23 protein-coding genes are annotated in these 26,485 nt (G+C 63.2%); 12 read left to right on the forward strand and 11 right to left on the reverse strand.

Features of this window, described 5'->3' with window-relative positions:
• The first annotated feature begins 23 nt into the window (after positions 1–23).
• The 5 genes from AT395_RS14615 (at position 24) to AT395_RS14635 (ending at position 6,589) form a co-directional block, all read left to right on the forward strand.
• A complete protein-coding gene (locus tag AT395_RS14615) occupies positions 24–1,451 on the forward strand; it encodes a 3-oxoacyl-ACP reductase (RefSeq protein WP_042116245.1) in 1,428 nt (475 codons plus the stop codon).
• A gap of 2 nt (positions 1,452–1,453) precedes the next feature.
• Positions 1,454–2,398, forward strand: coding sequence for a MaoC/PaaZ C-terminal domain-containing protein (locus tag AT395_RS14620; RefSeq protein WP_053086401.1), 945 nt, complete (start codon positions 1,454–1,456; stop codon positions 2,396–2,398).
• Positions 2,395–3,714 carry an acetyl-CoA C-acetyltransferase gene (locus AT395_RS14625; RefSeq protein ID WP_048629573.1) on the forward strand — a complete coding sequence of 440 codons (1,320 nt, stop codon included), beginning with the start codon at positions 2,395–2,397 and terminating at the stop codon, positions 3,712–3,714. The genes AT395_RS14620 and AT395_RS14625 overlap by 4 nt, the downstream gene beginning before the upstream one ends.
• A 108-nt stretch (positions 3,715–3,822) precedes the next feature.
• Positions 3,823–5,562 (forward strand): AMP-binding protein, encoded by a 1,740-nt coding sequence (locus tag AT395_RS14630; protein WP_048629574.1) that lies wholly within the window; start codon positions 3,823–3,825, stop codon positions 5,560–5,562.
• 1 nt (position 5,563) lies between these two features.
• Positions 5,564–6,589, forward strand: a complete 1,026-nt coding sequence (locus AT395_RS14635) for a DUF1571 domain-containing protein (RefSeq protein WP_231606156.1) — start codon at positions 5,564–5,566, stop codon at positions 6,587–6,589.
• Positions 6,590–6,748: 159 nt separating this feature from the next.
• Here the strand turns inward: AT395_RS14635 and minE are convergent, their stop codons facing one another.
• Genes minE through minC form a run of 3 tightly spaced genes read right to left on the reverse strand, consistent with a single transcriptional unit; the run spans position 6,749 to position 8,624 of the window.
• Positions 6,749–7,003 (reverse strand): cell division topological specificity factor MinE, encoded by a 255-nt coding sequence (minE, locus tag AT395_RS14640; RefSeq protein WP_010808102.1) that lies wholly within the window; start codon positions 7,001–7,003, stop codon positions 6,749–6,751.
• Between the two features lie 9 nt (positions 7,004–7,012).
• The gene (minD, locus tag AT395_RS14645) at positions 7,013–7,828 is read right to left on the reverse strand and encodes a septum site-determining protein MinD (RefSeq protein ID WP_042116253.1); all 816 of its coding nucleotides are present in this window, start codon (positions 7,826–7,828) and stop codon (positions 7,013–7,015) included.
• A 43-nt stretch (positions 7,829–7,871) separates the two neighbouring features.
• Positions 7,872–8,624, reverse strand: coding sequence for a septum site-determining protein MinC (gene minC, locus AT395_RS14650; protein WP_042118652.1), 753 nt, complete (start codon positions 8,622–8,624; stop codon positions 7,872–7,874).
• A gap of 353 nt (positions 8,625–8,977) precedes the next feature.
• Between minC and AT395_RS14655 the strand changes: the two genes are divergently transcribed.
• Entirely contained in the window at positions 8,978–9,166 is a 189-nt protein-coding gene (locus AT395_RS14655) for a hypothetical protein (RefSeq protein WP_010808105.1), read from the forward strand.
• 104 nt (positions 9,167–9,270) lie between these two features.
• Here the strand turns inward: AT395_RS14655 and AT395_RS25595 are convergent, their stop codons facing one another.
• From AT395_RS25595 to AT395_RS14665, 3 genes are all read right to left on the reverse strand, one after another.
• The gene (locus AT395_RS25595; protein WP_156181638.1) at positions 9,271–9,420 is read right to left on the reverse strand and encodes a hypothetical protein; all 150 of its coding nucleotides are present in this window, start codon (positions 9,418–9,420) and stop codon (positions 9,271–9,273) included.
• A gap of 222 nt (positions 9,421–9,642) precedes the next feature.
• A complete protein-coding gene (locus tag AT395_RS14660; protein ID WP_042116255.1) occupies positions 9,643–10,434 on the reverse strand; it encodes an SDR family NAD(P)-dependent oxidoreductase in 792 nt (263 codons plus the stop codon).
• Between the two features lie 26 nt (positions 10,435–10,460).
• A complete protein-coding gene (locus AT395_RS14665; RefSeq protein ID WP_048629575.1) occupies positions 10,461–11,174 on the reverse strand; it encodes an SDR family oxidoreductase in 714 nt (237 codons plus the stop codon).
• A gap of 176 nt (positions 11,175–11,350) precedes the next feature.
• Between AT395_RS14665 and AT395_RS14670 the strand changes: the two genes are divergently transcribed.
• Positions 11,351–12,262 (forward strand): LysR family transcriptional regulator, encoded by a 912-nt coding sequence (locus tag AT395_RS14670; RefSeq protein WP_042116259.1) that lies wholly within the window; start codon positions 11,351–11,353, stop codon positions 12,260–12,262.
• Between the two features lie 52 nt (positions 12,263–12,314).
• Here AT395_RS14670 and AT395_RS14675 read toward each other — a convergent pair whose 3' ends face one another.
• Positions 12,315–12,908, reverse strand: coding sequence for a TetR/AcrR family transcriptional regulator (locus tag AT395_RS14675; protein WP_048629645.1), 594 nt, complete (start codon positions 12,906–12,908; stop codon positions 12,315–12,317).
• A 198-nt stretch (positions 12,909–13,106) separates the two neighbouring features.
• On the opposite strand from AT395_RS14675, the gene AT395_RS14680 reads away from it, so the two are divergent.
• Complete coding sequence (locus AT395_RS14680; RefSeq protein ID WP_048629576.1) at positions 13,107–13,826, forward strand: SDR family oxidoreductase; 720 nt, start codon at positions 13,107–13,109, stop codon at positions 13,824–13,826.
• 119 nt (positions 13,827–13,945) lie between these two features.
• Here the strand turns inward: AT395_RS14680 and AT395_RS14685 are convergent, their stop codons facing one another.
• The 3 genes from AT395_RS14685 to AT395_RS14695 form a co-directional block, all read right to left on the reverse strand.
• Positions 13,946–14,854 carry a recombination-associated protein RdgC gene (locus AT395_RS14685; RefSeq protein ID WP_042116263.1) on the reverse strand — a complete coding sequence of 303 codons (909 nt, stop codon included), beginning with the start codon at positions 14,852–14,854 and terminating at the stop codon, positions 13,946–13,948.
• A gap of 79 nt (positions 14,855–14,933) precedes the next feature.
• On the reverse strand, positions 14,934–15,401 hold the full coding sequence (locus tag AT395_RS14690; protein WP_042116264.1) for a cyanophycin metabolism-associated DUF1854 family protein: 468 nt from the start codon (positions 15,399–15,401) through the stop codon (positions 14,934–14,936).
• Between the two features lie 18 nt (positions 15,402–15,419).
• Positions 15,420–17,858: a cyanophycin metabolism-associated ABC transporter gene (locus tag AT395_RS14695; protein ID WP_224787439.1), complete on the reverse strand. Its 2,439-nt coding sequence runs from the start codon at positions 17,856–17,858 to the stop codon at positions 15,420–15,422.
• Between the two features lie 297 nt (positions 17,859–18,155).
• Here AT395_RS14695 and cphA (AT395_RS14700) point away from each other — a divergent pair, with 297 nt between their 5' ends.
• The 4 genes from cphA (AT395_RS14700) to AT395_RS14715 all read left to right on the forward strand — a co-directional run bounded on the left by cphA (AT395_RS14700) (position 18,156) and on the right by AT395_RS14715 (position 25,268).
• Positions 18,156–20,789, forward strand: coding sequence for a cyanophycin synthetase (gene cphA, locus AT395_RS14700; protein ID WP_048629577.1), 2,634 nt, complete (start codon positions 18,156–18,158; stop codon positions 20,787–20,789).
• A 155-nt stretch (positions 20,790–20,944) separates the two neighbouring features.
• Positions 20,945–23,524: a cyanophycin synthetase gene (gene cphA / locus AT395_RS14705; RefSeq protein ID WP_048629578.1), complete on the forward strand. Its 2,580-nt coding sequence runs from the start codon at positions 20,945–20,947 to the stop codon at positions 23,522–23,524.
• Between the two features lie 300 nt (positions 23,525–23,824).
• Positions 23,825–24,445 carry a class I SAM-dependent methyltransferase gene (locus AT395_RS14710; protein ID WP_048629579.1) on the forward strand — a complete coding sequence of 207 codons (621 nt, stop codon included), beginning with the start codon at positions 23,825–23,827 and terminating at the stop codon, positions 24,443–24,445.
• Positions 24,446–24,515: 70 nt separating this feature from the next.
• Positions 24,516–25,268: a PA3715 family protein gene (locus AT395_RS14715; RefSeq protein WP_048629580.1), complete on the forward strand. Its 753-nt coding sequence runs from the start codon at positions 24,516–24,518 to the stop codon at positions 25,266–25,268.
• Positions 25,269–25,492: 224 nt separating this feature from the next.
• Here the strand turns inward: AT395_RS14715 and AT395_RS14720 are convergent, their stop codons facing one another.
• Entirely contained in the window at positions 25,493–26,404 is a 912-nt protein-coding gene (locus AT395_RS14720) for a bifunctional GNAT family N-acetyltransferase/nucleoside diphosphate kinase regulator (RefSeq protein ID WP_048629581.1), read from the reverse strand.
• Positions 26,405–26,485 lie beyond the last annotated feature (81 nt).

Below are 26,485 nucleotides of genomic sequence, written 5' to 3' on the forward strand. Positions count from 1 at the left end.
ATCACTCTGAGGATTTACGCGCCGTGACAACGCCCGACCGATACCTGGCTTTCGCCAACTCCGCTGTAGGCAGCCGTCTGGCCAATACGCTGGGACTGCCGCGCCCTGTACCGCTCGAGCGCATGCCGGCTTTCGGCGACACCGAGGCGCGCGCCACGCCCGCACCGCTTGCCGTTGTCGGCGGCGCAGGCGACGCGCCGCTACTGCCCGGGCTGGCACGTGAACTGCATTGGCTCGACATCCCCAGTCTGGCCCATGTCGAGCGACTCGACTGGATCTCGTACGCCAACAAGGCCGGCACGATGAGCGGGCGCTTCAACCCCGATGAGGGGGTACGTCCCAAGGCGTTGCTGTTCGACGCCAGCGCCATTGCCGACACCAGCGAGCTAAGCGCGCTCTACACGTTCTTCCACGACACCCTCGCCTCGCTGGACCGATGCGGGCGGGTACTCGTGCTGGGCTTGCCCCCGCCGCTGGCAACGACACCCCAAGCCAGCGTTGCGCAGCGCGCGCTCGAAGGCTTCGTGCGCTCGCTCGCGAAGGAACTCAAACGGGGCGCCACGGCGCAGTTGCTTTACATCGCACCGCGCGCCCGTGAAGCCTTGCACTCCACCTTGCGTTTTTTCCTCTCCCCGCGCGCCGCTTACGTCAGTGGGCAAGCCATCACCTTGCAAGACCCGGTATTCGAAACGCCGCCCATGCGCGATCAGCGTCCGCTCGCGGGCCAGGTCGCGGTCGTGACGGGCGCGGCGCGCGGCATTGGCGAAGCTATTGCCACCGTGCTGGCCCGCGACGGCGCCCATGTCGTCTGCGTCGACATCCCTGCCGCACAAGCCCCGCTCGACGCGGTCGCGGCCCGCCTCGACGGCAGTGCCCTGACATGCGACATTGCCTCACCGGAAGCGGGCATCACGCTGCTCGCGCATCTGAGCACGCATGCACCCCGCGGCCTCGACATCCTCGTCCACAATGCCGGCATTACCCGCGACAAGACCCTCGTGCGCATGAGCGAGGCGCAATGGCAGAGCGTGCTCGATATCAATGTCGGTGCTCCGCAGCGCCTGAACACCGCACTGCTCGACGCGGGGGTGCTGCGCGCCAACAGCCGGATCGTCGGTGTCGCATCGATCAGCGGCATTGCGGGCAATCGAGGGCAAACGAATTACGCGGCGTCGAAGGCGGCCGTGATCGGTATGGTCGAAGCGTGGTCGCCGCGGCTCGCCGAGCGCCACATCAGCATCAACGCCGTCGCTCCCGGTTTCATCGAAACCCAGATGACCGCCGCCGTGCCGTTCGCCATTCGCGAAGCCGGACGCCGCATGAACTCGCTGGGTCAGGGCGGTCAGCCGGTTGACGTAGCGGAAGCCATCGCGTGGCTTGCCCACCCTGCCTCGGGGGCACTGACCGGGCAGATCGTGCGCGTGTGCGGCCAGAGCCTGCTGGGAGCGTGACCATGCCCAACGACCGTCCCCTCGACCCGCCGGGCGCCGGGCAAACAGCCGTGGAAGTGTCCCGTCTGCCCTCGCCGCTTCATCTGTATCTGCGTGCGTTGCTATCGGCGCGCAAACCGGCACTGGCACAAACGCTGCCGCCACTGGCGTTCGCGCGCCGCAATGTCGTGCTCGACGCGAACGATATTGCTCGCTACGCGCGCCTTTGCGGCTTTACCGACGCGCAAGGGATCCCACCCACATGGCCGCACTTGCTCGCCTTCCCGCTCCACATGCGCCTGATGACGGATCGCGCATTTCCGTTCGCCATGCTTGGCATGGTGCATCTGGCGAATCGTATCCGTACACACGCGTCGCTGGCGGCCGGGGACCGGCTCGACTTCGACGTGCGGTGCGGCCCCCTGTATGCGCATGACAAGGGGCAGGTCTTCACGGTACTTACGACCGCGCGCCGTGACGGCGACAGGGTGTGGACAGGCGAAAGTCTGTATCTGCGCACCGGTGTACGTAACGCGCTTGGCGCGCCCTATCGGGCCGGGTTGAGCGCCAACCCGGCGCTCGTGAAGACTGCCTCGTGGCAAGTTCCGGGCGACCTCGGCCGTCAGTACGCGCGGGTTTCGGGCGACTACAACCCCATCCACCTCTGGCCCATCACGGCCAGGCTGTTCGGCTTCCCGCGTCCGATCATTCATGGCATGTGGAGCTTCGCCCGCACACTCGCCGCAGTGTTGCCCAACCAGTCCATCAGCGCGCAACACCTCGACCTCCTCGTGGAGTTCAAAACACCGCTGCTGCTGCCGGGCAACGCCACGCTTTGGCGCGACCCGCACAGCGATGTCTTCGAATTGCGCGACGCAGCGGGCACCGTGCCGCATCTGCGCGGACGGTGGCAGGCCGCACCGAGCGCATCGTCCTCCATCAACACCTTCGCTACGGACCCTTCATGAGCGCTTTCAAACCTACCGCGCCGGCTCCCGCCCTGCGTCGCGTTGCCATTCTTGGCGGCAACCGCATCCCGTTTGCGCGTTCAAACACGGCCTACGCCACGGCATCGAATCAGGACATGCTGACGGCCTCGATTCAAGGCCTTGTCGACCGTTTCGCGCTGCATGGTCAGGTGCTCGGCGAGGTAGCTGCGGGTGCCGTCCTCAAACACGCCCGCGACTTTAATCTGACGCGCGAATCCGTGCTGTCGACGACCCTCGCCCCGCAAACGCCAGCTTACGACGTGCAGCAAGCGTGTGGCACCGGCCTCGAAACCGCGATCCTCACCGGCAACAAGATCGCACTGGGTCAGATCGACGTGGCGATCGCAGGCGGTGTCGACACCGCCTCGGACGCCCCCATCGGCGTGAACGAAAAACTCCGCCAGATTCTGCTCGAAGCCAATCGGCAACGCAGCACAGGCGGCAAGCTGAGCGCCCTTGCGAAGGTACGTCCCGGCATGTTGTTCAGCCCCGCACTCCCGCGCAATGGCGAGCCGCGTACGGGCCTGTCGATGGGCGAGCATTGCGAATTGATGGCCAAACGCTGGCACATCGAGCGCGCCGCACAAGACGAACTCACGCTCGCAAGCCATCGACACCTCGCCGCCGCATACGAGCGCGGCTTCTTTCTCGATCTGATGACGCCATTTCGCGGCTTGCAACGCGACAACAACCTGCGGCCGGACGTCACACTCGAGAAACTCGCCAGCCTCAAGCCGGTGTTTGATCGCAGCGCCACAGGCACGCTAACGGCAGGCAACTCCACACCGCTCACCGATGGCGCCTCTTGTGTATTGCTCGCCAGCGAGGACTGGGCGCGCGCGCACGGCGTGCCGGTGCTCGCGTATCTCACGTATTCGCAAACAGCCGCCGTCGACTTCTTCAACCCCGACGAGGCGCAGCGCGAAGGTCTGCTCCTGGCGCCCGCCTACGCCGTGCCGCGCATGCTCGCACAGGCCGGACTCACGTTGCAGGACTTCGACTTCTACGAAATTCACGAGGCCTTCGCCGCGCAAGTGCTATGCACGCTGAAGGCATGGGAAGACCCGCAATACTGCCGCGACAAGCTCGGGCTGGCGGCGCCCTTGGGCAGTATCGATCGTCAACGGCTGAACGTGAACGGCAGTTCGCTCGCCTGCGGTCACCCGTTCGCCGCGACCGGCGGGCGCATTCTCGCGACCCTTGCCAAATTGTTGGCCGAGCGTGGCGGCGGGCGTGGCCTCATCTCGATTTGCGCGGCCGGCGGACAAGGCGTAGTTGCGATGCTGGAGCGATAGAACAGATCAAGGAGCAAGGAAAAAAGGGGCAGCCGGAACCACGGCTCCGCGCAAGCATGCGAGTTGCCAGCAGAGCGACCCATCGGCAGCGGATACCCGTGCATAAGCATGGAGACAACGATGGATCAAGCAGTTCAACAGGAACGTGTTTGGCTCAGCACCTACCCCCCTGGCGTTCCTGCCGATATCGACGTCACGCGGTACACGTCGCTCGTGCAGGCTTTCGACGAGTGGATTGGCAAATACCGAGATCGAGTCGCGTTCGTGAGCCTCGGCAGCGAGATCACTTACGCCGAAGTCGCGCGTCAGGCATATGCATTCGCCGCGTGGTTGCAAGCGCAAGGCGTGAAGCCAGGCGAGCGCGTTGCGCTCATGATGCCCAATTGCTTTCAGTACCCGATCTGCCTTTTCGGCACACTTATCGCAGGCGCTGTGGTCGTCAACGTCAACCCGCTGTACACGGTGCGCGAGCTCAGACACCAGTTGCAGGATAGTGGTGCGCGCACCATCGTCGTCTTCGAGAACTTTGCGAAGACGCTGCAGGACGCACTTCCCGGCACCGAACTGCGCAACGTGCTCCTCACACAGATCGGCGACTTGCTCGGCGCTGGCGCGAATGTCAAAGGGCGCTGCGTCAACTTCCTCATGCGCCGGGTAGCCCGGCAAGTGCCGCCTTACTCACTGCCGCAGGCGATACCGCTGCGTCAGGCGCTTGCCGAGGGCGCGAAGCACACGCCCACGCCAGTGCCCCTCACGCGTGAGGATCTTGCCTTCCTGCAATACACGGGGGGCACCACCGGGGTGGCCAAGGGCGCCATGCTCACGCACGGCAACGTGCTGGCCAATCTGCTCCAGACCGAAGCGTGGGCAGCCGATCAGCTTGACGGCGACATCGAGGTAAATCTGTCGCTGCTGCCGATGTATCACATCCTCTCGCTCACCGTGAACTGTCTCGTGTTCATGAGCCTTGGCGGGCGCAACATTCTGATTGCGAATCCGCGCGATGTGAAGAAGGTTGTCTACATCATCCGCAATGAAACGTTCACCGGTGTGACCGGCGTGAACACGCTGTTCAACGGTCTGCTGGAGAACGCCGATTTTTGCGCGCGCGACTTCTCCCGGTTAAAGCTGTCGCTGGCGGGCGGTATGGCAACGCAACGCGCGATTGCCGACCGATGGAAGCAAGTGACCGGCAAGCCGATCATCGAAGGCTACGGCCTGACAGAGTGCTCGCCGATCGTCACGATGAACCCGGTCGACCTCGCGCATATGGACGACTACCATTTCACCGGCTCCATCGGCCTGCCCGCCCCTTCGACCGATGTCCGCTTCAAACGAGACGACGGCACATGGGCCGACCCGGGCGAGCCGGGCGAGTTGTGCGTGCGAGGCCCGCAGGTCATGCGCGGTTACTGGCAGCGCCCGGAAGACACGGCCAAAGCGTTCGACGCCGACGGCTGGCTGATGACCGGAGATATTGGCGTGATGGACGAGCGTGGGTATGTTCGCCTCATCGACCGCAAGAAAGACATGATTCTCGTGTCGGGCTTCAACGTCTATCCGAATGAAATCGAGGACGTAGTGATGCTGCATCCCGGCGTGCGCGAGGCGGCGGTGGTCGGTGTCCCCGATCCGGTCGCCGGCGAGCGAGTGAAGCTCGTGGTCGTCGCGAAAGATCCGGCGCTGAATGTCGAGGCGATGTTGGCGCACTGCCGCCAGCATCTGACCGCCTACAAGGTGCCGCGCATCGTTGAATTCCGTCAGTCGGAGTTGCCCAAATCTACCGTTGGCAAGATCCTGCGACGCGAATTGCGCGAACCGATGGTGTCCGCTCAGGGGGACCAATGACATGGCCATTCACGCTTTTCCCCGTAATGCCGGCGAAACCGGTAGTGGTGAGCGCCACCGCTTTCAATGCGCGCCCAGCATCGCGATGCGCCGCGTCGCACTTGCACTCGCGTTGCTGCCCCTGGCAATTGTTGCCGGTGCGTTTCACGTACCCGATGCCGCAGCGCAAGCCCATGCCGCGACAGGCGCATCGACACCCACCGCCCCCGAGGCGAATGCAGCAGGCAACGCGGCGGCGGGCGACGTCGAGGTGTCCAGACTGGCCGCCCTGCCCGTCGCCGCGCAAACGCAATGGCTATCGCGCGCGATCAAGAGCGGCGAGTTGGCGAAGCTGAGCGACGACCAGATCGTCGCTCGTATGCAGGCGATTCAAGCCGAAGCTCTCGTCCGGTTCCTGAAAGCCGAATCTGCCGCCCTGCCGGAATACCAGTACGAGTTGACGCGCCACGAGCGTATCAATAATCAGTGGCAGACAACCCCTGACCGCATGCTCGTGCGGATTCGCGAGAAGCCGTTGCAGATCTATGCCAGGTGGCTGCCCGACGGCGCTCACGCAGGTCAGGAAATCATCTACGACGAGACGAAGAATCCGAAGGAGATGTATGGCCATCTCGGCGGCATTCTCGGCTTCACGTCGATCTGGAGCAGTATCGACGGCCCTCTCGCGCGCTCGCAATCGAACCACACCGTGCGCGATCTCGGTTTCGCGTTCATTGCGGAGCAGATTGCGCATGACGGCCGCAGTTTCCGCGCAGCCGGGCTGCCCGAGAAACCGGCAAGAATTTCGGTTTCCGAATCGAATGGCGTGCGCATGCTGGCGCTGGAGTGGGACGCCCCGTCGGGCCCGCCTCAGCATTACGCGAACAAATCGCGGGTGCTGATCGATCTGAAGACGGGCCGCCCGCGTGGCATTGAAGCGTGGGACACGTCGGGCCAAAAGGTCGAAGAAATGCGCTTTGAGAAAGTGCGCAAGGAACAGTGGACCGACGCGACGTTCGACCCGAAGAATCCCGACTATAAGTTCTGACGCAAATGCGCCGCCGACCGGTGCGAATCGGTGGCGCGTGATCGGCACATGCACGACGAAAGCCCGCCACCCTTCATCGAGGGTGGCGGGCTTTCGCTTGTCGGAACATCACGAGCAGGTCACGGCGATGTCTCGCCGGCGCCCGCCCGCCGCTACCGTTCAGGTCTGCGGCAGTTCGATCTTCACTTCGAGCACTTCCAGGTTGTCCTGATGCTCGACGCTGACCTTGATGTCGTCTTGTGCGATTTTGACGTACTTGGAGATGACGGCGACCAGCTCGCGTTGCAGAGCCGGCAGATAGTCTGCTGGCGGCGACGAGCCCGCGCGTTCGTGCGCCAGAATGATCTGCAGGCGCTCTTTGGCAACGGCGGCGGTCTTTTTCTTCTCCCCCAGGAGGAAGGACAGGAAGGACATGGGCGCTCCTTACTTCGAGCCGAAAATGCGCTGCAACAACCCCGGCTTTTGATAGTCGGTAAAGCGCATAGGCTTGTCTTCGCCCTTGAATCGGCTCACCACGTCGCGATAGGCGTCGGCCACGTCGGTACCGTCGAGATGAATCGCCGGCGTCCCTTGGTTGGAGGCATGCAACACCGACTCCGATTCCGGAATCACGCCGATGAGCTTGATTCGCAGGATTTCCTGAATGTCCTCAAGCGACAGCATCTGGCCGTCGTTGACGCGTTTCGGGTTGTAACGGGTGATGAGCAGGTGCTCCTTGATCGGTTCGCCGCCTTCGATGGCGCGCTTCGTCTTCGACGAGAGAATGCCCAGAATGCGGTCCGAGTCGCGCACCGACGACACTTCGGGGTTCGTGACCACGAGTGCTTCGTCGGCGAAATGCATCGCGAGCAACGCCCCCGATTCGATACCGGCCGGCGAATCGCACACGATATATTCGAAGCCCATGTCGGTCAGGTCCTTGATGACCTTTTCGACGCCCGCTTGCGTGAGTGCTTCTTTGTCGCGCGTCTGCGAGGCGGGCAGAATGAACAGGTTCTCGCAGGCCTTGTCCTTGATAAGCGCCTGATTAAGGTTCGCTTCGCCCTGAATCACATTGATCAGGTCGTACACGACGCGGCGCTCGCAACCCATGATGAGGTCGAGATTGCGCAGGCCGACGTCGAAATCGATGACTGCCGTCTTGTGCCCCTGCAAGGCGAGGCCGGCGGAAAAGCTGGCGCTGGTTGTCGTCTTGCCGACACCACCCTTGCCAGAGGTCACCACAATCACTTTTGCCATCTGTCGATGCCTTCCCAAACTTGAGGATGAATTTAGCTACGAATCATTTGAGCCCGAGTGGCTCGAAAATCAGTTTGTCGTCTACCAGCCGCACCTGCACCGAACGCCCCTGAACATCGGGCGGCAGCGCATACTCGCCAGTCCGGTAAATACCGGCGATGGAAATCAGCTCGGGCTCGAGGCAGGTACAGAAGATGCGCGCATCGAGCTTGCCCTTCACCCCTGCCAGCGCCCGCCCCCGCAGCGGCGCGTAAATGTGAATATTACCTTCCGCGATCACCTCGGCCCCATAACTGACCAAATCGAGGATGATCAGATCGCCTTTCGCGTAGACCTGCTGGCCCGAACGCAACGGCTTGTCGATGATGGTCGAGGGCACAACGCTGGCCTCGGCGCCGGCCTGCACCGGGGCCGCTTCGGCAGGTGCTGCGGTCGCCTCAGGCGCAGCCTCGCTCTCGCGCGACGCACGCGATACCCGGCGTTCGTGGCTATCCAGCCGAGGCAGGCCATCCACGACCGCCCAATCGGTCTGCTCGCTGTTGGCGACCACGCCGATCGGCTTCATGCGGAATTCGGCCAGCATTTCAGCCAGCGCGGGCACGGCAACCCGCTCGTCGCCGGCCAGACGCCGTACGTCGATGGCGACCGTGTCGCCCGCGAAAAACTCCGGGGTTGCCTCGAAGCGTTGCGCCAGTTCGGTGCGCAGCGTGTCCAGTTGAGGCGTCTTGACAACGAAATGCAGGGTATCGACTGCACCGCTGCGTAACTCGAAGTACGGCGTTTTCTTTTGCGGCATGTCAGGTTGTTGTGCGCGAATTGCTGGCAAATTGGGCATTCTACCGTCCCTTGCGTGCGAGCAAACCGCAAATAAGCGGGATGAAGCGGCGATTTGCACAAATATTGCCTTTACCGCGACGCAGCATATCGTGCATTTTGCATGCGATTTTTCCGTAGGCAGATGCTAGTCGATTGACATGGCAATGTCATCACGCAAGCCTATGCTGGCGGTGGGAAAGTCCCTCACGAGAAGTGCTGCACAGCAGCATCGAAAGTGCGAATTTTGTCGCGCAAGTGCCATATTCGTGACCTATCCTTAAATTCCCTGACGAGGGACCCCCCTGTGTGGAACCGCAAACCGGGAGACGGAAGATGCTGAGTCATCATGAATTTGCCACCCTGATGCTGGTCAAGGACGCTCCAGAGCAAGTGGAGCACAATCGCCCGGACCTCGAATCGCTGCTTGAAAGCAAACTGATCGAGTGGGAAGAGTTGGCGTCGGGTGAGAAGTCCCCGCGCCTGACTGTCCAGGGCAAGTATGTCCTTCAGGCCGTTGCCTGAGCGTCCAGCCTGCTGTTGAGGTGCCTGTAGCAATAAAAAGCCCGCCGGAAGGCGGGCTTTTCATTTGTGGGGAGAGGTGTTCTCCCCCGACGATCCAACGACATTCAACCGTGCCGGACATCACGACGCTGGCGGCGCCAGGTGTGCCGCGCCGACGGGTGCTCCCGGCACCAGTTACGATCCACCAGCCAGGCGACGGCAGCGCCGACGACCAGCACAATCACCAACATTGCAATCAGGCTCCCTGTGAGCATAGTGGCCTCCTAACTTCGACATGGCGGGATGGCACGTTTCAATTGTAGGCAATCCCTATCGAGATAGGTACCCGGAAATGATCCGGGTATACGGCGTTTGCTTTGAATCAAACTCTCTGCATCTCACGGCCCAGATCAATTGTGCGACGCACCATTTTAAATCTGACACCGCGATGGCGGCCCCCTGTCACTGGTCGGACGGTCGGCCATCTGAAGCTTCCCTCAAAGGGAATCGACCACCCCGCCATCGACACGAAGTGCCGCCCCGGTCGTCGCCGATGCTTGCGGCGACGCAACATAGACCACCATATTCGCCACTTCCTCCGTGGTAGCTGCACGCGCGATGATCGAGCCAGGACGGTGCTCGCGTACAAACTCGGCCGCCGCCTGCGCCATGTCGGCGTTCGCCGGCACGCCCGATTGACGGAGCATCTCGATCATGCCGTCCGAGAGCGTCGGGCCGGGCAGCACGGCGTTGACGGTGACACCCGTGCCGCGCATGCGCTTGGCCAGACCGCGAGACACCGCTAATTGGGCCGTCTTGGTCATGCCGTAGTGAATCATGTCCTCGGGAATATTCAGTGCGGACTCCGAGGAAATGAAGATCACGCGCCCCCAGTCGCGGTCGGCCATTCCCGGCAAATATGCGCGGGAGAGCCGCACCCCCGACAGTACATTGACGTCGTAAAAGCGCTGCCACACCTCGTCCGGCACTTCGAAGAAGTCCTGCGGTCCGAAAATGCCCGCATTGTTCACGAGGATGTCGACATCCGGCACGGCAGCAACGAGCGCGTCGCAGCCCTCGGCCGTCGCCACGTCCGCCGCGATGCCACGCACCTGCGCGTCCGGGAGCGCCTCGCGCAGTTTCGCGACGGCGGCATCCACGCGCGGTTGCGAACGCCCGTTGATGAGCGTCGTGGCCCCTGCGGCTGCCAATCCGTGAGCGATGGCGAAACCAATGCCAGCCGTCGACGCCGTAACCAGCGCCACCTTTTCGTTCAGATCGATATTCATGACTGAGTCTCCGGAAATAGCAAGCGTCAGGCGATCGCGCCACCGGCGTCGATCAGCACGGTCGAGCCGGTCGCACTTGGCGTGCCGGCCAGATAAAGAATCGTGTTGGCGACATCCTCGGCGGCCACCACACGGCGCGCTGGCAAGCGCTCCGCCGCGTTGCGATACATCGCTTCGCGATCCGCCTCAGCCAGTTTGTTCCACAACGGCGTGACCGTCAGGCCCGGCGACACAGTATTTACGCGCACTGGCGACAGTTCCAGCGCGAGCCCACGACCCAACGCCTCGACCGCCGCGTTGATCGCGCCCTGCACGACCGAGGACGTGCTCGGACGCACGCTCAGGTAGCCCGACGTCAGCGTGAGCGAGCCGCCGTCTTCGATTCGTGCATAGCGCGCTACGTGATACGAGCCCCAGAACTTGCTGTCGAAAGCCGCGTGCGCGTCGTCCAGCGAGAGCTTGCGAACCTGCCCCGTCGGCGTTTGCGCGGCCGAGACGACCACATGCTGCCAGGGGGCGTGATCGGCAAAAAATCGTTCGACGGCAGACGCGTCGCCCATGTCGAGCACGACGGCACGAGCCGTAGTGCCGATAGTGGCAAGCGCTTCGTCGAGCCTGGACTGACTCCGCGAGGCGATAGTCACCGCCGCGCCGGCCTTGGCGAACGCCTGTGCTGCGGCTCGGCCGATGCCGGAACTGCCGCCAATGACCAACACGCGCTGACCGTCGAAATTGAACATGATGAGGCTCCAGAAAGTGATCGTGACGATGAAAGCGTTGCGACATCGGCGCAAAGCCCGGCTGCCCGAGGGGCAAGCGCCGGTTCGCAACGTCTTGGCACCATTGTGATCCTCTCCATGACACACGATAATCCCCCAACAAACTGAATGACTCTCTTCAAATTTTTGATAATTGAATGGCGATGATCGATCAGACATTGGACCTCACTCTCTTCGACCGGGTCGTTGCCACGGGCAGCATGTCGGCTGCCGCGCGCGAGCTGGGGCTGTCGCTCGCTGTCGTGAGCAAGCGGCTTGGGTTGCTCGAGCAGCGTCTGGGCGTGCGTTTGCTCAATCGCACCACGCGCAAGCAGGCGCTAACGGAAGAGGGGCAGGTATTTCACGCATGCTGCCAACGAATTCTGGCCGAGATCAGTGAGACCGAGCGGTTGATGACGCGCCAAGCGGGCACCGTTGGCGGCGTGCTGCGCATCAGCGCCCCGCGGGCGTTCGGACGCCGTCACCTCGCCCCGCTGCTGGTCGCGTTTCGCGAGCGGCATCCGGATCTGAAGGTGCATCTCGAACTGAGCGATCTATGGGTGGATCTGCTGGCGCATGGCATCGACGTTGCCATTCGTGTGGGCACGCTGCCCGACTCCAGCCTCGTCGCTCAGGAATTGGCGCCGAACTACCGAGTGCTGGTCGCGTCGGCGGACTATCTGGCCCGACGCGGTACGCCGCAGGAAGTGGGCGATCTGCAGCAACACGACTGCATTCTGTTTGGCCATGCGCCTCACGGCGACTGGCGTTTCGTTTGGCAATCCGAAACGTTACGGATCCAGGTACGCGATACCTACGTTGTCGACGACGGCGACACCGCGCACGAGCTGGCGCTGCACGGCGCAGGCATCACGCAGAAGTCCATCTGGGATGTCGGCGACGATATCGAAGCCGGCCGGCTCGTGCGCGTACTACCGTCGCTGAAAATTCCGGCGTCACCGCTGCATGCCGTGTACCCGCACAGCCGGCACCTTGCGCCGCGCACGCGGGCTTTCGTCGATTTTCTACGCGATCGGCTGCGCGCCACCTGGCGCTGGCCGCAACGCTGATGCCACGCCCTTGCGCCCCTGCGCCCCTGCGCCCCCGCGCCCTCGCGCTCGATCAGCCGGCGCCGTGGGCGATGAGCGCCTCGCGTCCGGCGGCCAAGAGTGCGTCCGACAGTGCAGGGTCCGCCTTCACAACGGCGCGAGACAGCACAAGCGCACCAACCATTTGTGCGAAGCGGGCCATCGCGGCCTGTGTGGCTTGTGCCGGGCTCAGCCCCTGTTCGATCTCTGCTGCCGTCATGCGGGCAATCACATTCGAGAGCCCTTTCGCGTAGCACGCCTGCGCCTCGTCGCCGATGCGCGGCGCGTCTCCGGCAAACCCAGCCATCGGGCAGCCGCACGCCACGTCGTCGCGATGCTCTGTCGACAGATACCTGCTCACGCGCGCCTCGCGGGACAATCCCGCCTCCAAAGCCGGATCGCCCCCCGTTAGTGCCCCGTCACTGGCCGCCACTGCGCGCGCCATCACCGCGGCGACCAGCGCATCTTTCGATTTGAAGTGGTTGTAGAAACCGCCCTGCGTAAAGCCGGCCGCCTTCATCAGCGTCGTCAGTCCTACCGCGTCTACACCGTGCTCGCGAAACAATCGCTCGGCGGCCGCGACGATCGCTTCACGGTTTTCCGCCGCCTGTTCTCTCGAAATGCCCATCTGCAACTCCTCACGTCCGTCTACGCAATCGCGCCTATCGATATCATCGAAAAAGACAATTGCGATCACCATTGACACATCAACATCCGACTCGTCACAATGCATCACCCCATGACAATGTCGATCACAATTGTCATGCAGTATAACCTACGCTCGCGCCAGTCTGGTGCAGTGCCATTCGTTGCTGGAGTTTCCGAAATGAAGATCAAAGATGCTGTCGTGTTCGTGACCGGCGCCAATCGCGGTCTGGGACAGGAGTTTGCAAAGCAGGCGCTCGAACGTGGCGCAAGGAAGGTCTACGCCGGTTCGCGCGATCCGTCCAAGGTGACGCTGCCCGGCGTCATCCCGGTCAAACTGGACGTGAACAACCCGGAAGACGTGGCAGCCGCCGCCAAACTGGCTGGCGACGTCACACTGCTCATCAACAACGCCGGCATTGCTCGCGTAACGGAAGGTCTTACCCGGCCGGGTGCCGCGGAATTGCTGCGCGAGACGCTGGAAACGAACCTGTTTGGCATGCTGGCCATGTCGCAGGCATTTGCCGGCACGCTGGGGCGCAACGGTGGCGGCGCCCTGCTCAACGTGCTGTCGATCGTGAGCTGGATCAGTTCAAATGTCATCCCCGAGTATGCGATTACCAAATCGGCCGCCTGGTCGCTGACGAACGGCCTGCGTCAGGAGCTGCGCGCTCAGCGCACGCAGGTGGTGGGTTTGCATGCGGGATACATCGACACCGACCTGACACGGGGTTTCGATGCGGAGAAAAGTGCGCCGGCCGATGTGGTGCGCCAGGCGTTTGAGGCGATCGAAGCCGGCGAAGAGGAAGTGTCGGTGGACAACGCCACGCGTCAGGTCAAGCAAGCGCTCTCGCAGGGCATCTACCTGCTCGACCCGGCGGCGGCCCGGACCCCGTCGTAAAGTTCAGCCACGCCAGACGTAAAAACGCCGCGATCCCCCTTCGGGCATCGCGGCGTTTTTCCTTCAAGCCTTCCGCGACCTGGGCGACCCGTCATCGCAATGGGCCCAGGTGCGTCGCGTCAGGCGGCCTTGTCCATCTGACGCTCACCGCCCACGGCTTCGATCAGATCATCGAGCATGCGAGCGAGTTCGCCGGTCATGAGCGCGACATCGGCGTCGAACTTCTCGGCCTCGCCTTCCGCCGTCGGGTCGGCAGCGTCCTTGATGATATCGAGCGGCGTCACGCGCTTGATGACGAACGCATCGGTCAGCACGAACGAAATGCGGTCGTTCCACGTCATCGCGAGCTTCGTGCAACGCTTGCCTGCCTCGATGTGCTGACGCACGTCCGCACCGTCGAGCGGGTGGCGCACATAACGCACGGCCGCCTTCTCATCGGTGTTCGAGCGCAGTTCCACGTCCTGATCGACGGTGAAGCCGCCCGGCGCTTCGTTGCCGGCAAGCCACGACGTCATCACCGACACCGGCGCTTCGTTGAGTTCCACGTTTTCAAGCGTGATATCGAGCGTCTTGAGGAGCAAGCTGCGCACTTCGTCGGCCTTGGCGGGCGACGCGGCATCGATCACCAGCCAGCGATTGACCGGATCGATCCACACACGCGTGTCGCGACGAATACCGAACGCACGCGGCAGCAACTCGTCGGTCACTTGCTCCTTGAGTTCCTTCATCTGCTTGCGGCCCGGCTTGAAACCCTGCTGCTCTTCGAGTTCGACCGCCTTGGCGCGTGTGACCTGATTCACGACGGTCGACGGCAGCAGCTTCTTCTCGGCGCGATAGGCCAGCAGAAACTGGCGGTTGACGCTGTGCACGAGTTCGCCGCCGTCACGCGGCGGTGCCCAGCCTTGCACTTGCATTTCGAGGCTGCCGCCCTCGCGGAAGGCGTGCTTCTCGAGCGCCTCCTCCATTTGGGCGACGCTCATTGACCAACCGGCAGGAATTCGGTGCAACTGAAGATTCTTGAACCACATCGGGCATCACCGCAAAAAAGCAAAACGGCGATTTTACCAGTGCCGCGTGGTCCGGCGAAGCTCAGTTACACGAATGGTGTCAGAGAAAGCGATCGAGGATTTTCCGGCTCGGCTTGTCCAGCTTGCCCGTGTCGCGAATCAGGAAGTGAATGCCATGACTGTCGGAGATGAGCAACGTTTGTCCACCCAGACGCCGAATGTCCTCCTCGCCCCGCAACACGAACGACGCCTCGCCCCGGTTCGTCTCGACGGTCCAGGTGCTCGGCGTGGCGTACGTCGACACACTCAGAATGCGCTGCACCTCGGGCATGAATTCGCGCGCGGCAAGTTCCTCCGCCAACAGGCTACGCATGGCGGTGGGCAGCACGTCGAGCGAATCGAGCCAGACCAGTTCGCGCCCCTCCGTGCTCACCAGCGCGAGGCCGTCGTCCGGCGCGGCAATCGGAAACGCCCGCACGGGCACTACGCCTTCGTGGGCAATGCCCGCGGCGTCCGTCAACACCAAACGTCCAAAGGCGTTGCGCGACAAAGTGAAATCGATCTTCATAAATGGCTTCGCGAACGTTCAGTTAACGGAGAGCGGCTGGGCCGGTGCAGCACTTACGGCTGCAATGGTGGCGGCGGCCTCGGCCGACCCGAGCGTCGCATCGATGTCCGTATCGACATTGCGTTGTTGCGCCTGATAGAGCTTGTAGTACGCGCCTTCGCGCGCCATCAGTTCATCGTGGTTGCCCACCTCGACGATCTTGCCGCGATCGAGCACCACGAGCCGGTCAGCCTTTCGCAGCGTCGACAACCGGTGAGCAATGGCAATCGTTGTGCGCCCCTTGACGAGGTTGTCGAGCGCCTTCTGTATTTCCTTTTCGGTGGCGGTGTCGACCGACGACGTCGCCTCGTCGAGTATCAGAATACGCGGGTCGATGAGCAGCGCACGCGCAATGGAAATGCGCTGGCGCTCGCCGCCCGAGAGTGCCTGTCCGCGTTCGCCGACCAGCGAATCGTAGCCATGCGGCAGACGCAGGATGAACTCGTGAGCATGCGCCGCGCGCGCGGCCGCCACGATCTCGGCGCGCGTGGCCTCCGGCTTGCCGTAAGCGATGTTATCGGCAATCGTGCCGAAGAACAGGAACGGCTCCTGCAACACCAGCCCCACGTTCCGGCGGAAGTCCGAGACCGGCAGCGCCCGAATGTCCACGCCGTCGATCTGGATCGAGCCTTCGGCCACGTCGTAAAAGCGGCAGATCAGATTGACCAGCGTGCTCTTGCCCGACCCGCTGTGACCGACCAGACCGATCATCTCGCCCGGTGCGATACGCAGATCCATGCCGCGAATTACCGAACGATTGCCATAGCGGAAGCCAATATCGCGCAGATCGATGGCGCCCTTCACTTCCTTCAGATGCACCGGATTGACCGGTTCGGGCACGTTCGAGACGTGATCGAGTACGTCGAAGATGCGCTTCGCGCCTGCGGCGGCCTTCTGCGTAACCGACACGATGCGGCTCATCGAATCGAGACGGGTATAGAAGCGGCTGATGTAAGTCAGGAACGCAGCGAGCACACCGACGGTGATCTCGTGTTTGGAGATCTGCCAGATGCCGAAGATCCACACCACGAGCAGGCCCACTTCCGTCAGGAACGTCACCGTGGGGGAGAACAACGACCACACCTTGTTCACGCGGTCGTTCACCACGAGGTTGTGGCGATTGGCCTCCTTGAAGCGTGCGACTTCGCGGTTCTCCTGTGCAAACGCCTTGACCACGCGAATGCCCGGAATCGTATCGGCGAGCACGTTGGTGATCTCTGCCCAGATCCGGTCGACCTTCTCGAAGCCGTGACGCAAGCGGTCACGCACCAAATGGATCAGCCACGCAATGAACGGCAGCGGCACGAGCGTGACCACCGCCAGCCATGGGTTGATCGACACCAGAATGACCGCCGTCATGATGATCATCAGCACGTCGGTGGCGAAATCGAGCAGGTGCAGCGAGAGGAACACGCAGATGCGGTCGCTCTCCGAGCCGATACGCGCCATCAGGTCGCCCGTACGCTTGCCACCGAAGTACTCGAGTGAGAGACGCAGCAGATGCGAGTAAGTCGCGGTGCGCAGATCGGCCCCGATGCGCTCCGACACCTTCGCAAGCAGATACGTGCGCGCCCAGCCCAGCACCCAGGCGACGACGCCCGCGCCCAGCAGGCCCGACAGGTACATTCCCACCAGACGATAATCGATGGGCTGACCGTTCTGGAACGGGATCAGCACGTTGTCCATGAGCGGCATCGTCAGATACGGCGGGATCAACGTCGCGCCCGTGGCGCACAGCGTGAGCAGGAAACCGGCGAGCAACTGGAAACGATACGGACGCGCAAAGCGCCACAAGCGCAGCAATGCCCATGTCGACGGTGGGGCTTCTGCCTCCGGGTTGCACTGCGGGCACTCGTCGGCGCCCAGTGGCAGTTCAGCCTGACAGATCGGGCATGTGCCCGTCTCGCCGGCCTCGTGACTGACGGCGTGCCCCGCCGCCAACGCCTCGCGCTGGCGAGCAACGACATCCATCAACGCAAGCGCCGCCGGGTTGTGACCCAGCGTATAGCGCCAGTTGGCGAGCTTCTCGCGGGCGTCGCACAACTCCAGCGAGCCCACCCCCGCATGATCGGAGTGCGTAAGCGAGAGGTCGGGGCGATAGGGCCACGACTGCCAGCCGGCACCGTTGCCCTGCCCGTCGCGATTCGCCTCGCGCGCGAGCAGCCGGCGCTCGGTGGCAACCACGACGCCTCGGGCGAAGTGCAGTTGAGCGTCCAGATCGACGCTTAGCCAGGCCAGTACTGTCTCGCCGTCGGCCAGTTGCGCAGCGACTTCCGGATACCAGACCTCGGCGGCGACATTTCGGGCGGACGCGGATAACGCGGAAGATGCACCGCCCGAAGCGCCGGACGGGCTGCTCTCGGGCGAAGGTGTCGGGGTGGCGGCAGAAGAAGCCGCAGAAGCGGAGGTGTCGGTCATTGCTGCGGCAGACGTGTCCTCAAGGGGCGGACAACGAGGCAAACGAAGAAAAATCGAGGCGGACTTTCCCTGTCAGTCCGCGAAATTGCCGCAAGTATAACCACAGCGACGCCTTTTGCGGCGCGGAGTTCCCCGATGACACGGTGCAGCATGGAAATATTGTTGCGACGGTCAACCGTTTACGGATTTTTACGTTAAGTAACCAGTTAACTGAACAAGCGCGACCGGCTGTGCCGCCTGAAATCGGCCTCGCCGGCTTCTCCGAACCCAGCCTTGACGCGTGAATTAGCCTTAAGAATGAAAAAGAAAGACATTGAGATTTTCGATGTCCTGTCGCTGCGCGGCCCGAATATGTGGACATATCGGCCGGTGCTTGAGGCATGGGTCGATATCGGCGAACTCGAGGAGTTCCCGTCCAACAAGATCCCGGGGTTCCCCGAGCGGCTGTCCGAATGGCTGCCCTCCCTCATCGAGCATCGCTGCAGCATCGGCGAGCGCGGCGGCTTTCTCCAGCGGCTGCGCGAAGGCACGTGGCCGGGCCACATTCTTGAGCACGTCACGCTTGAGCTGCAAAACCTTGCCGGCATGCCCGGCGGTTTCGGCAAGGCACGCGAAACGCCGATCTCCGGTGTATATAAGGTGATCGTGCGCGCCTGGCACGAAGACGTAACGCGTGCCGCCCTGTTCGCCGCACGCGATCTGGTCATGGCGGCCATTGAAGACCGCCCCTACGACGTGGAAGCGGCCGTGGAGAACCTGCGCGGCCTGGTCGACAAACACTGTCTCGGTCCGAGTACGGCGTGCATCGTCGACGCCGCCGACGATCGCGACATCCCGCATATCCGTTTGTCCGACGGCAATCTGGTGCAACTGGGTTACGGCGCAGCCGCCCGGCGCATCTGGACCGCCGAGACCGACCGCACCCCCGCCATTGCCGAGAGCATCTCGCGCGACAAGGACCTGACCAAGCAGTTGCTCGAATCGTGCGGCGTGCCCGTGCCGGAAGGCCGTCTGGTCGAGAGCGCCGAAGACGCCTGGGACGCCGCGCAAGATATCGGCCTGCCGGTCGTCGTCAAGCCATACGACGGCAACCATGGCCGTGGCGTGTTCATCAATCTCACCACACGGGACGAAGTCACCACGGCATTCGAGGTAGCGCTCGAAGAAGGCAACGGCGTGATCGTCGAGCGCTTCGTGTCGGGGCTGGAACACCGCCTGCTGGTGGTTGGCGGTCGCGTCGTGGCCGCCGCCATGGGCGAAATGGCCTCGGTGATCGGCGATGGCAAGCACACCGTCTCTGAACTCATCGAATTGCAGATCAACAGCGATCCGCGTCGTGGCAGCGCCGAAGATCAGCCCCTGAACCGCGTGCGCATCGACTCGTCGGCGCGTCTTGAGCTCAAGCGCCAGGGCTTCGACGCCGACGCCGTGCCGCCCGCAGGCAAAAACGTTCTGATCCAGCGCAACGGCAACGTCGCCTTCGACGTGACGGATCGCGTGCACCCGAGCGTGGCGGCCCATGCGTCGCTGGCCGCGCGCATTGTGGGCCTGGACATCGCCGGTGTCGATCTGGTCGCGGAAGACATTTCGCGTCCGCTGGCCGAGCAACGTGGCGCCATCGTTGAAGTCAATGCCGGTCCTGGCCTGCTCATGCATCTGAAGCCGGCCGACGGTGCGCCACGCCCGGTGGGCCGCGCCATCGTCGACCATCTGTTCCCCGATGGCGACGCCGGCCGCATTCCGGTCGTCGGCATTACCGGCACCAACGGCAAGACCGTTACGGCGCGTCTGCTCACGCATCTGCTGCAACTCGCGGGCGAACGCACCGGCCTTGCGTGCAGCGACGGCCTGTTCCTCGACAAGCGTCTGGTGCAAAGCGGCGACTGCGCCAATTGGGACGCCGCGCACCGCGTACTGATGAACGCCAGCGTGACCGCCGCCGTCTTCGAAAACGACAGCACTGCCATTCTCTCCGAAGGTCTCGCCTACGATCGCTGCCAGGTCGGCATTGTGACCAACATCGACCGCCCGGACCATCTGGGCCAGTATTTCGTCGAAGACGTCGACCGCATGTTCAGCGTGCTGCGCACCCAAGTCGACGTGGTGCTGCCCGACGGCGTGGCCGTGCTCAATGCCCGCGATCCCCTTGTCGTCGAAATGGCCGAGTTGTGCGATGGCGACGTGATCTTCTTCGGGCTGGACGAACATCTGCCGGCCATCGTGGCGCACCGCGCCGCGGGCAAGCGCGTGGTCTTCGTACGTAAGGGTCAGGTCGTGCTGGCCACCGGCTCGGAAGAAAGCAGTGTCGGGGCCACGGCCAACATGCCGCTGACCTACGCTGGCCGGGTCGACTTCCAGATCGAGAACGTACTCGCCGCCGTGGCGGCCGCCTGGTCGATGGGCGTGGCGCTCGATGTGCTGCGCGCAGGCGTGACCACGTTCGATGTCGGTCAGGTCGATGCCCCGGGCCGCTTCACGCTGTTCGAAAAGCAAGGCGCGACGGTTATTGTCGACGACGCGCATAACGCGCCGGCCCTGTCTGCCCTTGCGGCCGCGCTGGCCAGACTGCCCGCCGAGCGCCGCATCGCGGTGTACGGCCCGGGCCTCGACCGCATGGACGAAGATTTGCAAGCCGAAGGCAAGCTGCTGGCGCAGACGTTCGAGCGCGTGGTGCTGTGCGACGACCTGAGTGTCGAGCGCAAACGCCCGCTGGCCGAGTCACGTGCGCAATTGCGCGCGGGAATCGATGCAGCCGGCCGTAAGGTGCAGGTCACGGACGCCACCGAGCGTCGAGCCGCCGCCGAAGCCGCACTGGCTCAGCTCGTGAGCGGCGATCTGCTCGTGTTGCAGGCCGACGAAGGCGGCGCTGGCGCGATGCTCGACCTCGTACATCTTTGGATGGGTCAGCCGATGCGCGCGTTGGCTGCCTGAGTCGAGTCAGCCCGATTCGCCGCGAGTGGCGGCGCGCAGACGTTTCTGCCGCCGTCCACTATATAGATAGAACCGAATACCCAAGCCACGGTCGTTTTTCTCGCCAACCATCCGCTATATAGGGACGCGAAGTGGACAGACAGGGATTGCAATTTATGGAAGTCTCCCGCATCCGCGCACTGCGCGGGCCGAACCTCTGGAGCCGTCACACCGCCATCGAGGCCATTGTGACGTGCACCGATCTGGAATACTCGATCGGCAATCTGGCCGGCTTCGAGGCCCGTTTGCGCGCGCGCTTTCCCGAGCTGCACGCGCTCACGCCCGACGCCGAAGAGCGCCCGGTGTCGCTGGCCGATGCCCTTGCCACCACCGCGTTGCAACTGCAAGCGGCGGCCGGCTGTCCGGTGACGTTCAGCCAGACGACGCAAACGATCGAGCCGGGCACGTTCCAGGTCGTGGTGCAGTACAGCGAAGAACAGGTTGGCCGCCTCGCCTTCGAGCTGGCCCAGCAACTGATCAACGCTGCCCTTGAAGACAGCCCGTTCGATCTGGCCGATGCCCTCTACCGTCTTCGCGATCTCGATGAAGACGTACGCCTTGGCCCGTCGACCGGTTCGATCGTATACGCCGCCGTCGCGCGCGGCATTCCGTACCGCCGTCTGACTGAAGGTTCGATGGTGCAGTTTGGCTGGGGCAGCAAGCAGCGCCGCATTCAGGCCGCCGAGACCGACCGTACGTCGGCGGTGGCCGAGTCGATTGCACAGGACAAGGATCTGACCAAGACGCTGCTGCACGCCGCCGGGGTACCGGTGCCGCTGGGCGGCACGGTGCGCAACATCGAAGACGCGTGGAAGCTGGTGCAGGAGATCGACGCACCGGTTGTGGTCAAACCCCGAGACGGTAATCAGGGGAAAGGCGTGGCGGTACGTCTGCGCACGCGCGAAGAGATCGAGAAAGCCTTCGAGGTTGCACAGGACATCAGCCGCGACGTCATCATCGAGCGCTACATTCCGGGTCACGACTTCCGTCTGCTCGTCATCGGCAACAAGCTGGTGGCAGCGGCGCGCCGCGATCCGCCGCAAGTTACCGGCGACGGCGTGCATACCGTGCGTCAACTGGTCGAGGCCGTGAACGCCGACCCGCGCCGCGGCGAAGGCCATGCCACGTCGCTCACCAAGATTCGTTTCGACGACATCGCGCTCGCCACGCTCGCCAAGCAAGGGCTGAGCGCCGACTCCGTGCCGGACGCCGGCGCCCGTGTCGTGTTGCGCAACAACGCCAACCTGTCGACCGGCGGCACCGCCACCGACGTGACCGACGATGTGCACCCGGAAATCGCGGCGCGCGCCGTGGCTGCTGCCCAGCAAGTGGGGCTGGACATTGCCGGTGTCGACGCCGTGTGCGAAACCGTCATCAAGCCGTTCGAAGAGCAGGCCGGCGGCATTGTGGAAGTCAATGCTGCGCCGGGCCTGCGCATGCATCTTCAGCCGTCGTACGGCAAGGGCCGTGCGGTCGGCGAGGCAATCGTCTCGACCATGTTCGCAGACGGCGACGACGGCCGCATTCCGGTCGTGGCGGTCTCCGGCACAAACGGCAAGACGACCACCGTTCGCCTGATTGCTCACCTCATCACCCAGCAGGGCCTGCGCGTTGGCATGACCGGCACCGACGGCATCTATATCAGCGGCCAGCGTATCGACACCGGCGATTGCAGCGGCCCGCGCAGCGCGCGCAACGTGCTGATGCACCCGGACGTGGATGCCGCCGTGTTCGAGACGGCGCGCGGCGGTTTGCTGCGCGAAGGTCTGGCCTATGACCGTTGCGACGTGGCGGTGGTCACGAATATCGGTATGGGCGACCATCTGGGCCTGTCGTACATCAACACGGTGGAAGATCTCGCCGTGCTCAAGAGCGTGATCGTGCGTAACGTGGCGCCGCGTGGCATGGCCGTGCTCAACGCCGCCGACCCGATGGTTGCGCGCATGGCCGATGCCTGTCCGGGCGACGTAACATACTTCGCACTCGACGCCTCGCATCCGGTGCTTGCCACGCATCGCGCGAAGGGCAAGCGCGTGGTTTATGTCGACGGCGGCAACATCGTCACGTCGCATGGCAGCGAAGAGACCCGCTACGCGCTGGCGGCGATTCCGCTCACGCGCGGTGGTGCCATCGGCTTCCAGGTCGAGAACGCCATGGCGGCGGTGGGTGCCGCCTGGGCGTTGAACATCGATCCGGTCACGATCCGTGCGGGGTTGGCCACCTTCGTGAACGACGCGGGCACTGCGCCGGGCCGCTTCAACGTGTTCGACTACAAGGGCGCGACCGTGATTGCCGATTACGGTCACAATCCCGACGCCATTGCGGCGCTGACGCAGGCCGTGGAAACGATGCCCGCACGTCGCCGTTCGGTGGTGATTTCGGGCGCGGGCGATCGCCGCGACGAAGACATTCGCCGCCAGACGCAGATCCTGGGCGACGCGTTCGACGATGTGCTGCTTTATCAGGACCAATGCCAGCGCGGACGCGAAGACGGCGAAGTGCTGCGATTGCTGCGCGAAGGTCTCGTCGGTGCGCGTCGCGCGAGCCATATCGACGAGATTCACGGCGAGTTCCTGGCCATCGACACCGCACTCGCCCGCTTGCAACCGGGCGATCTGTGCCTGATCCTCATCGATCAGGTGGACGAAGCCCTCGCGCATATCTCGCAGCGCGTAGCAGAGGCCAACGCTCGCTGAATGGCAGCAGGATCGCTCCGGCGTTCCTGCGCCACCGCCCTAAGATCGGGTGCCGACCGCGCTAGATTGCGCGCCCGGCGCCCGTCTTTCCTCCTCACTTACCCCCACTCGTCAAGCCATTCGCGTCTCTCGCGAGGAGCGCGCACGTCGTCTCGGATGGGGTCGGCATAACGACCTGTCGTGGGCCGCTCAAGTGTGCGGCGGTCCAACGTGAGCCCCTCCGAGCCTCTATACTTGCCGGCAGCGCAAGCGCATTTTGGCAGTGGCCGGATACCCCCGGCTCAACACGGAAGCGTTCCCATGCAATCCAAAGATCACTGGAATCAGGTCTACTCAACGAAAGCCCCGACCCACGTGAGCTGGTTTCAAGAGCACGCGAACCAGTCGGTGGAACTCATCGCGCAGGCCCAAATCGAGAAAGGTGCCGAGATCATCGATGTCGGCGGCGGCGCATCCACGCTTGTCGACGATCTGCTCAGCCGCGGCTACCGTCACCTCACCGTACTGGATCTGTCCGATGCCGCGCTTGCCGTTGCGCGCGACCGCCTTGGCGCCGGCGGGGACTCGGTGTCATGGATCGCGGACGATATTACCCGTGTCGAGTTGCCTGTCCACCAATATGACGTGTGGCACGACCGCGCCGTCTTTCACTTCCTCACCAGCGACGCCGACCGCCACGCCTATGTGAGCGCGGTGCTTCGCGCCGTCAAGCCGGGAGGGCTGGTCATCGTTGCCACATTTGCCGAGGACGGTCCGGAGCAATGCAGCGGGCTGCCGGTCATGCGGTACAGTCCGGATGCGCTTCACGCGGAATTCGGTGCGCCCTTCACTCTGCTAAGAAAGGCTCGCGAGGAACACCAGACGCCATGGGGCGCGACACAGAAATTCATCTACTGCCTGTGCCGTAAAGACGCTGACTGACCTCTCCCTTCGGGAACGAATGCTCGCTCGCTTCCGCTGGACCAATCTCTCCACCTCTCATCGATCCGACATGCCACGTTTCGTCACCGTTCGCTCACTTGCCATGTGCATCATCCTCGGTCTGCCCATGCTGGCCCAAGCCGATTGCCGTGATCGTCTGGAAGGTTGGACGAAAACCCTGCACCCCGGCCGCACGCTCGATACCGATCTCGCGAGTTGCAAAGTGTGGCCTGCGAATCCGGCGCTCACGCTGGTCGCGTTGCCCTTGCCGCAGAAAGGCAGCACCGACGACGACAAGGTGTATGACCTGGAGGTGTTGGTGACTGACAGCCAGACGGGGAAAGTCGTCGCCCAACGCTTCGAGGCGTCTGCACTGGAGTCCGACGCTGTCAGACTGCGCAGCATTTCGCTCGACACCGCGCCCTGGCGACTGACGCCGCAGGTGCTGGCCTTTGGCGTGCGGACCGACTTTGAAGGGTCGTCGCGCGTGAATCCTTTCTCGCAAAGCGTTTTAAACCTGTATGTCATCGATGGCGCCAAGCTGCGTAAAGTCGTCGACAAACTCGCGACACAAACGGGCGGGGGCGAATGGGACGGGAATTGTGCGGGCAGCTTTTCCGACACCTCGCGCGGCGTCTCCGTCGGCCCGGCCGGCAAGAACGGCTACGCAAAGCTCATCGTCAGCGAGAAAACGCTCACAACGACGAACAAGCCGGCCCGCAATGATTGCGCAAGTCAGGAAAGCACGTCGAAGCGGTCCAACGTCACCCTTGAATATGACGGCGAGCGGTATCCGGTACCGAAGGCGCTCAGGGGAAGTTGAGTCGCGGCCTGGTGGGGCTTGCGATGGATGCGATAAGAGAGGCGGTGGCGTGGCGAGCGCCTGAGGGTAGCTTCGACGGCCTAGGGGGCAGCGGTGACGGATTGACTCCACTGTCGAAAACCGTCCGTCGAAAATTGCAGTCGGCAAGACGCTGCCTGATATTGCAATGAGGCGCTTGCTCAAGCGCCCGAGCACGATCTGCCTGCCGCTGTGGCACAGCGAATCTACAGGTGAAAATCGCCCGCCGCTTCCGGCTGGTAAAGCACTTTCTCAATCCGAATGCAGCGAGTACGGTCTGGAATCCGCCAGTCGATGGCATCGCCCTCTTTGTAACCCAGAATCGCGGTGCCAACGCCGGAGAAAACCGACAGTTTCCCGGCGCTGCCATCGGCGTCCTGCGGATAGACCAGATCCACTTCCACTTTCTCGTCGTCCAGATGCAGCACGGCCCTGGAGTTCATCGTGACGACATCCCGTGCCACCTGCCGAGCATCCACGACGATGGCTCGCTCGATCTCGTGCTCCAGTTCCACCACGTCGGGGCCTGACTCCAGCGCCACCAGATGCCTAAGCCGGGTCTGGTCGATTTCAGTGATGTAGATCTCCGAAGCGCCGCCCAAAGCGCCTTCGCGCAAACGCTGTAGATAGCGCTCCGAGGTCATCGCATATGACTTCATCGTGGGGGTTTCACTGTCGAGCAGAAAGCCGCAACGCAGGAACGTCTTCAGCGAGCGCGCGTTGTCGATGTGGATCTTGGCGATGACCTTCTCGGCCCGCATATCGAAGAAGGCGAGCTTCATGCCTTCGCGCAAGGCGCTGGCACCGAGCTTACGGCCCCAGTTGTCGCGGTTTCCGATGACCAGAACGATCTCGCAGTCCGGCCCCGTCTTGATCAGACGCACGAAGCCCACCGGCTCGTCATATCGGTCGTAGGCCATGAAGAACCGGCCGCCTTGATTGAACAGATGAGTGAGGATCGGCAACTGGACCCGATCAACGACTTGTTCGATGAACCGTGAAACGTGACGTGAATCGCTCAGATAGCGGATGACGGCCTCGTCTTCCAGCCAGTCCATCAAATTCAGCGCGTTTGCCCGAGTGATCTCCGGGCACAGAGAAATGAAAGGCTTGCTCATCTTCACCACACTTGATTGCAAGAATAAAAGCCTTTCATGGCTACGGCCATGACGGTTCTTTCGACAAAGCGCCCATTCTAA

This window comes from Pandoraea apista (assembly GCF_001465595.2).
In the GTDB taxonomy this organism is placed as follows: domain Bacteria; phylum Pseudomonadota; class Gammaproteobacteria; order Burkholderiales; family Burkholderiaceae; genus Pandoraea; species Pandoraea apista.

Excerpts from the sequence above, each read along its gene's own strand:
- AT395_RS14620 (WP_053086401.1), top strand. The coding sequence starts at position 1,454 with ATGCCCAACGACCGTCCCCTCGACCCGCCGGGCGCCGGGCAAACAGCC.
- AT395_RS14625 (WP_048629573.1), top strand. The coding sequence starts at position 2,395 with ATGAGCGCTTTCAAACCTACCGCGCCGGCTCCCGCCCTGCGTCGCGTT.
- AT395_RS14630 (WP_048629574.1), top strand. The coding sequence starts at position 3,823 with ATGGAGACAACGATGGATCAAGCAGTTCAACAGGAACGTGTTTGGCTC.
- AT395_RS14635 (WP_231606156.1), top strand. The coding sequence starts at position 5,564 with ATGGCCATTCACGCTTTTCCCCGTAATGCCGGCGAAACCGGTAGTGGT.
- minE (WP_010808102.1), bottom strand. The coding sequence starts at position 7,003 with ATGTCCTTCCTGTCCTTCCTCCTGGGGGAGAAGAAAAAGACCGCCGCC.
- minD (WP_042116253.1), bottom strand. The coding sequence starts at position 7,828 with ATGGCAAAAGTGATTGTGGTGACCTCTGGCAAGGGTGGTGTCGGCAAG.
- minC (WP_042118652.1), bottom strand. The coding sequence starts at position 8,624 with ATGCCGCAAAAGAAAACGCCGTACTTCGAGTTACGCAGCGGTGCAGTC.
- AT395_RS14655 (WP_010808105.1), top strand. The coding sequence starts at position 8,978 with ATGCTGAGTCATCATGAATTTGCCACCCTGATGCTGGTCAAGGACGCT.
- AT395_RS25595 (WP_156181638.1), bottom strand. The coding sequence starts at position 9,420 with ATGCTCACAGGGAGCCTGATTGCAATGTTGGTGATTGTGCTGGTCGTC.
- AT395_RS14660 (WP_042116255.1), bottom strand. The coding sequence starts at position 10,434 with ATGAATATCGATCTGAACGAAAAGGTGGCGCTGGTTACGGCGTCGACG.
- AT395_RS14665 (WP_048629575.1), bottom strand. The coding sequence starts at position 11,174 with ATGTTCAATTTCGACGGTCAGCGCGTGTTGGTCATTGGCGGCAGTTCC.
- AT395_RS14670 (WP_042116259.1), top strand. The coding sequence starts at position 11,351 with ATGGCGATGATCGATCAGACATTGGACCTCACTCTCTTCGACCGGGTC.
- AT395_RS14675 (WP_048629645.1), bottom strand. The coding sequence starts at position 12,908 with ATGGGCATTTCGAGAGAACAGGCGGCGGAAAACCGTGAAGCGATCGTC.
- AT395_RS14680 (WP_048629576.1), top strand. The coding sequence starts at position 13,107 with ATGAAGATCAAAGATGCTGTCGTGTTCGTGACCGGCGCCAATCGCGGT.
- AT395_RS14685 (WP_042116263.1), bottom strand. The coding sequence starts at position 14,854 with ATGTGGTTCAAGAATCTTCAGTTGCACCGAATTCCTGCCGGTTGGTCA.
- AT395_RS14690 (WP_042116264.1), bottom strand. The coding sequence starts at position 15,401 with ATGAAGATCGATTTCACTTTGTCGCGCAACGCCTTTGGACGTTTGGTG.
- AT395_RS14695 (WP_224787439.1), bottom strand. The coding sequence starts at position 17,858 with ATGACCGACACCTCCGCTTCTGCGGCTTCTTCTGCCGCCACCCCGACA.
- cphA (WP_048629577.1), top strand. The coding sequence starts at position 18,156 with ATGAAAAAGAAAGACATTGAGATTTTCGATGTCCTGTCGCTGCGCGGC.
- cphA (WP_048629578.1), top strand. The coding sequence starts at position 20,945 with ATGGAAGTCTCCCGCATCCGCGCACTGCGCGGGCCGAACCTCTGGAGC.
- AT395_RS14710 (WP_048629579.1), top strand. The coding sequence starts at position 23,825 with ATGCAATCCAAAGATCACTGGAATCAGGTCTACTCAACGAAAGCCCCG.
- AT395_RS14715 (WP_048629580.1), top strand. The coding sequence starts at position 24,516 with ATGCCACGTTTCGTCACCGTTCGCTCACTTGCCATGTGCATCATCCTC.
- AT395_RS14720 (WP_048629581.1), bottom strand. The coding sequence starts at position 26,404 with ATGAGCAAGCCTTTCATTTCTCTGTGCCCGGAGATCACTCGGGCAAAC.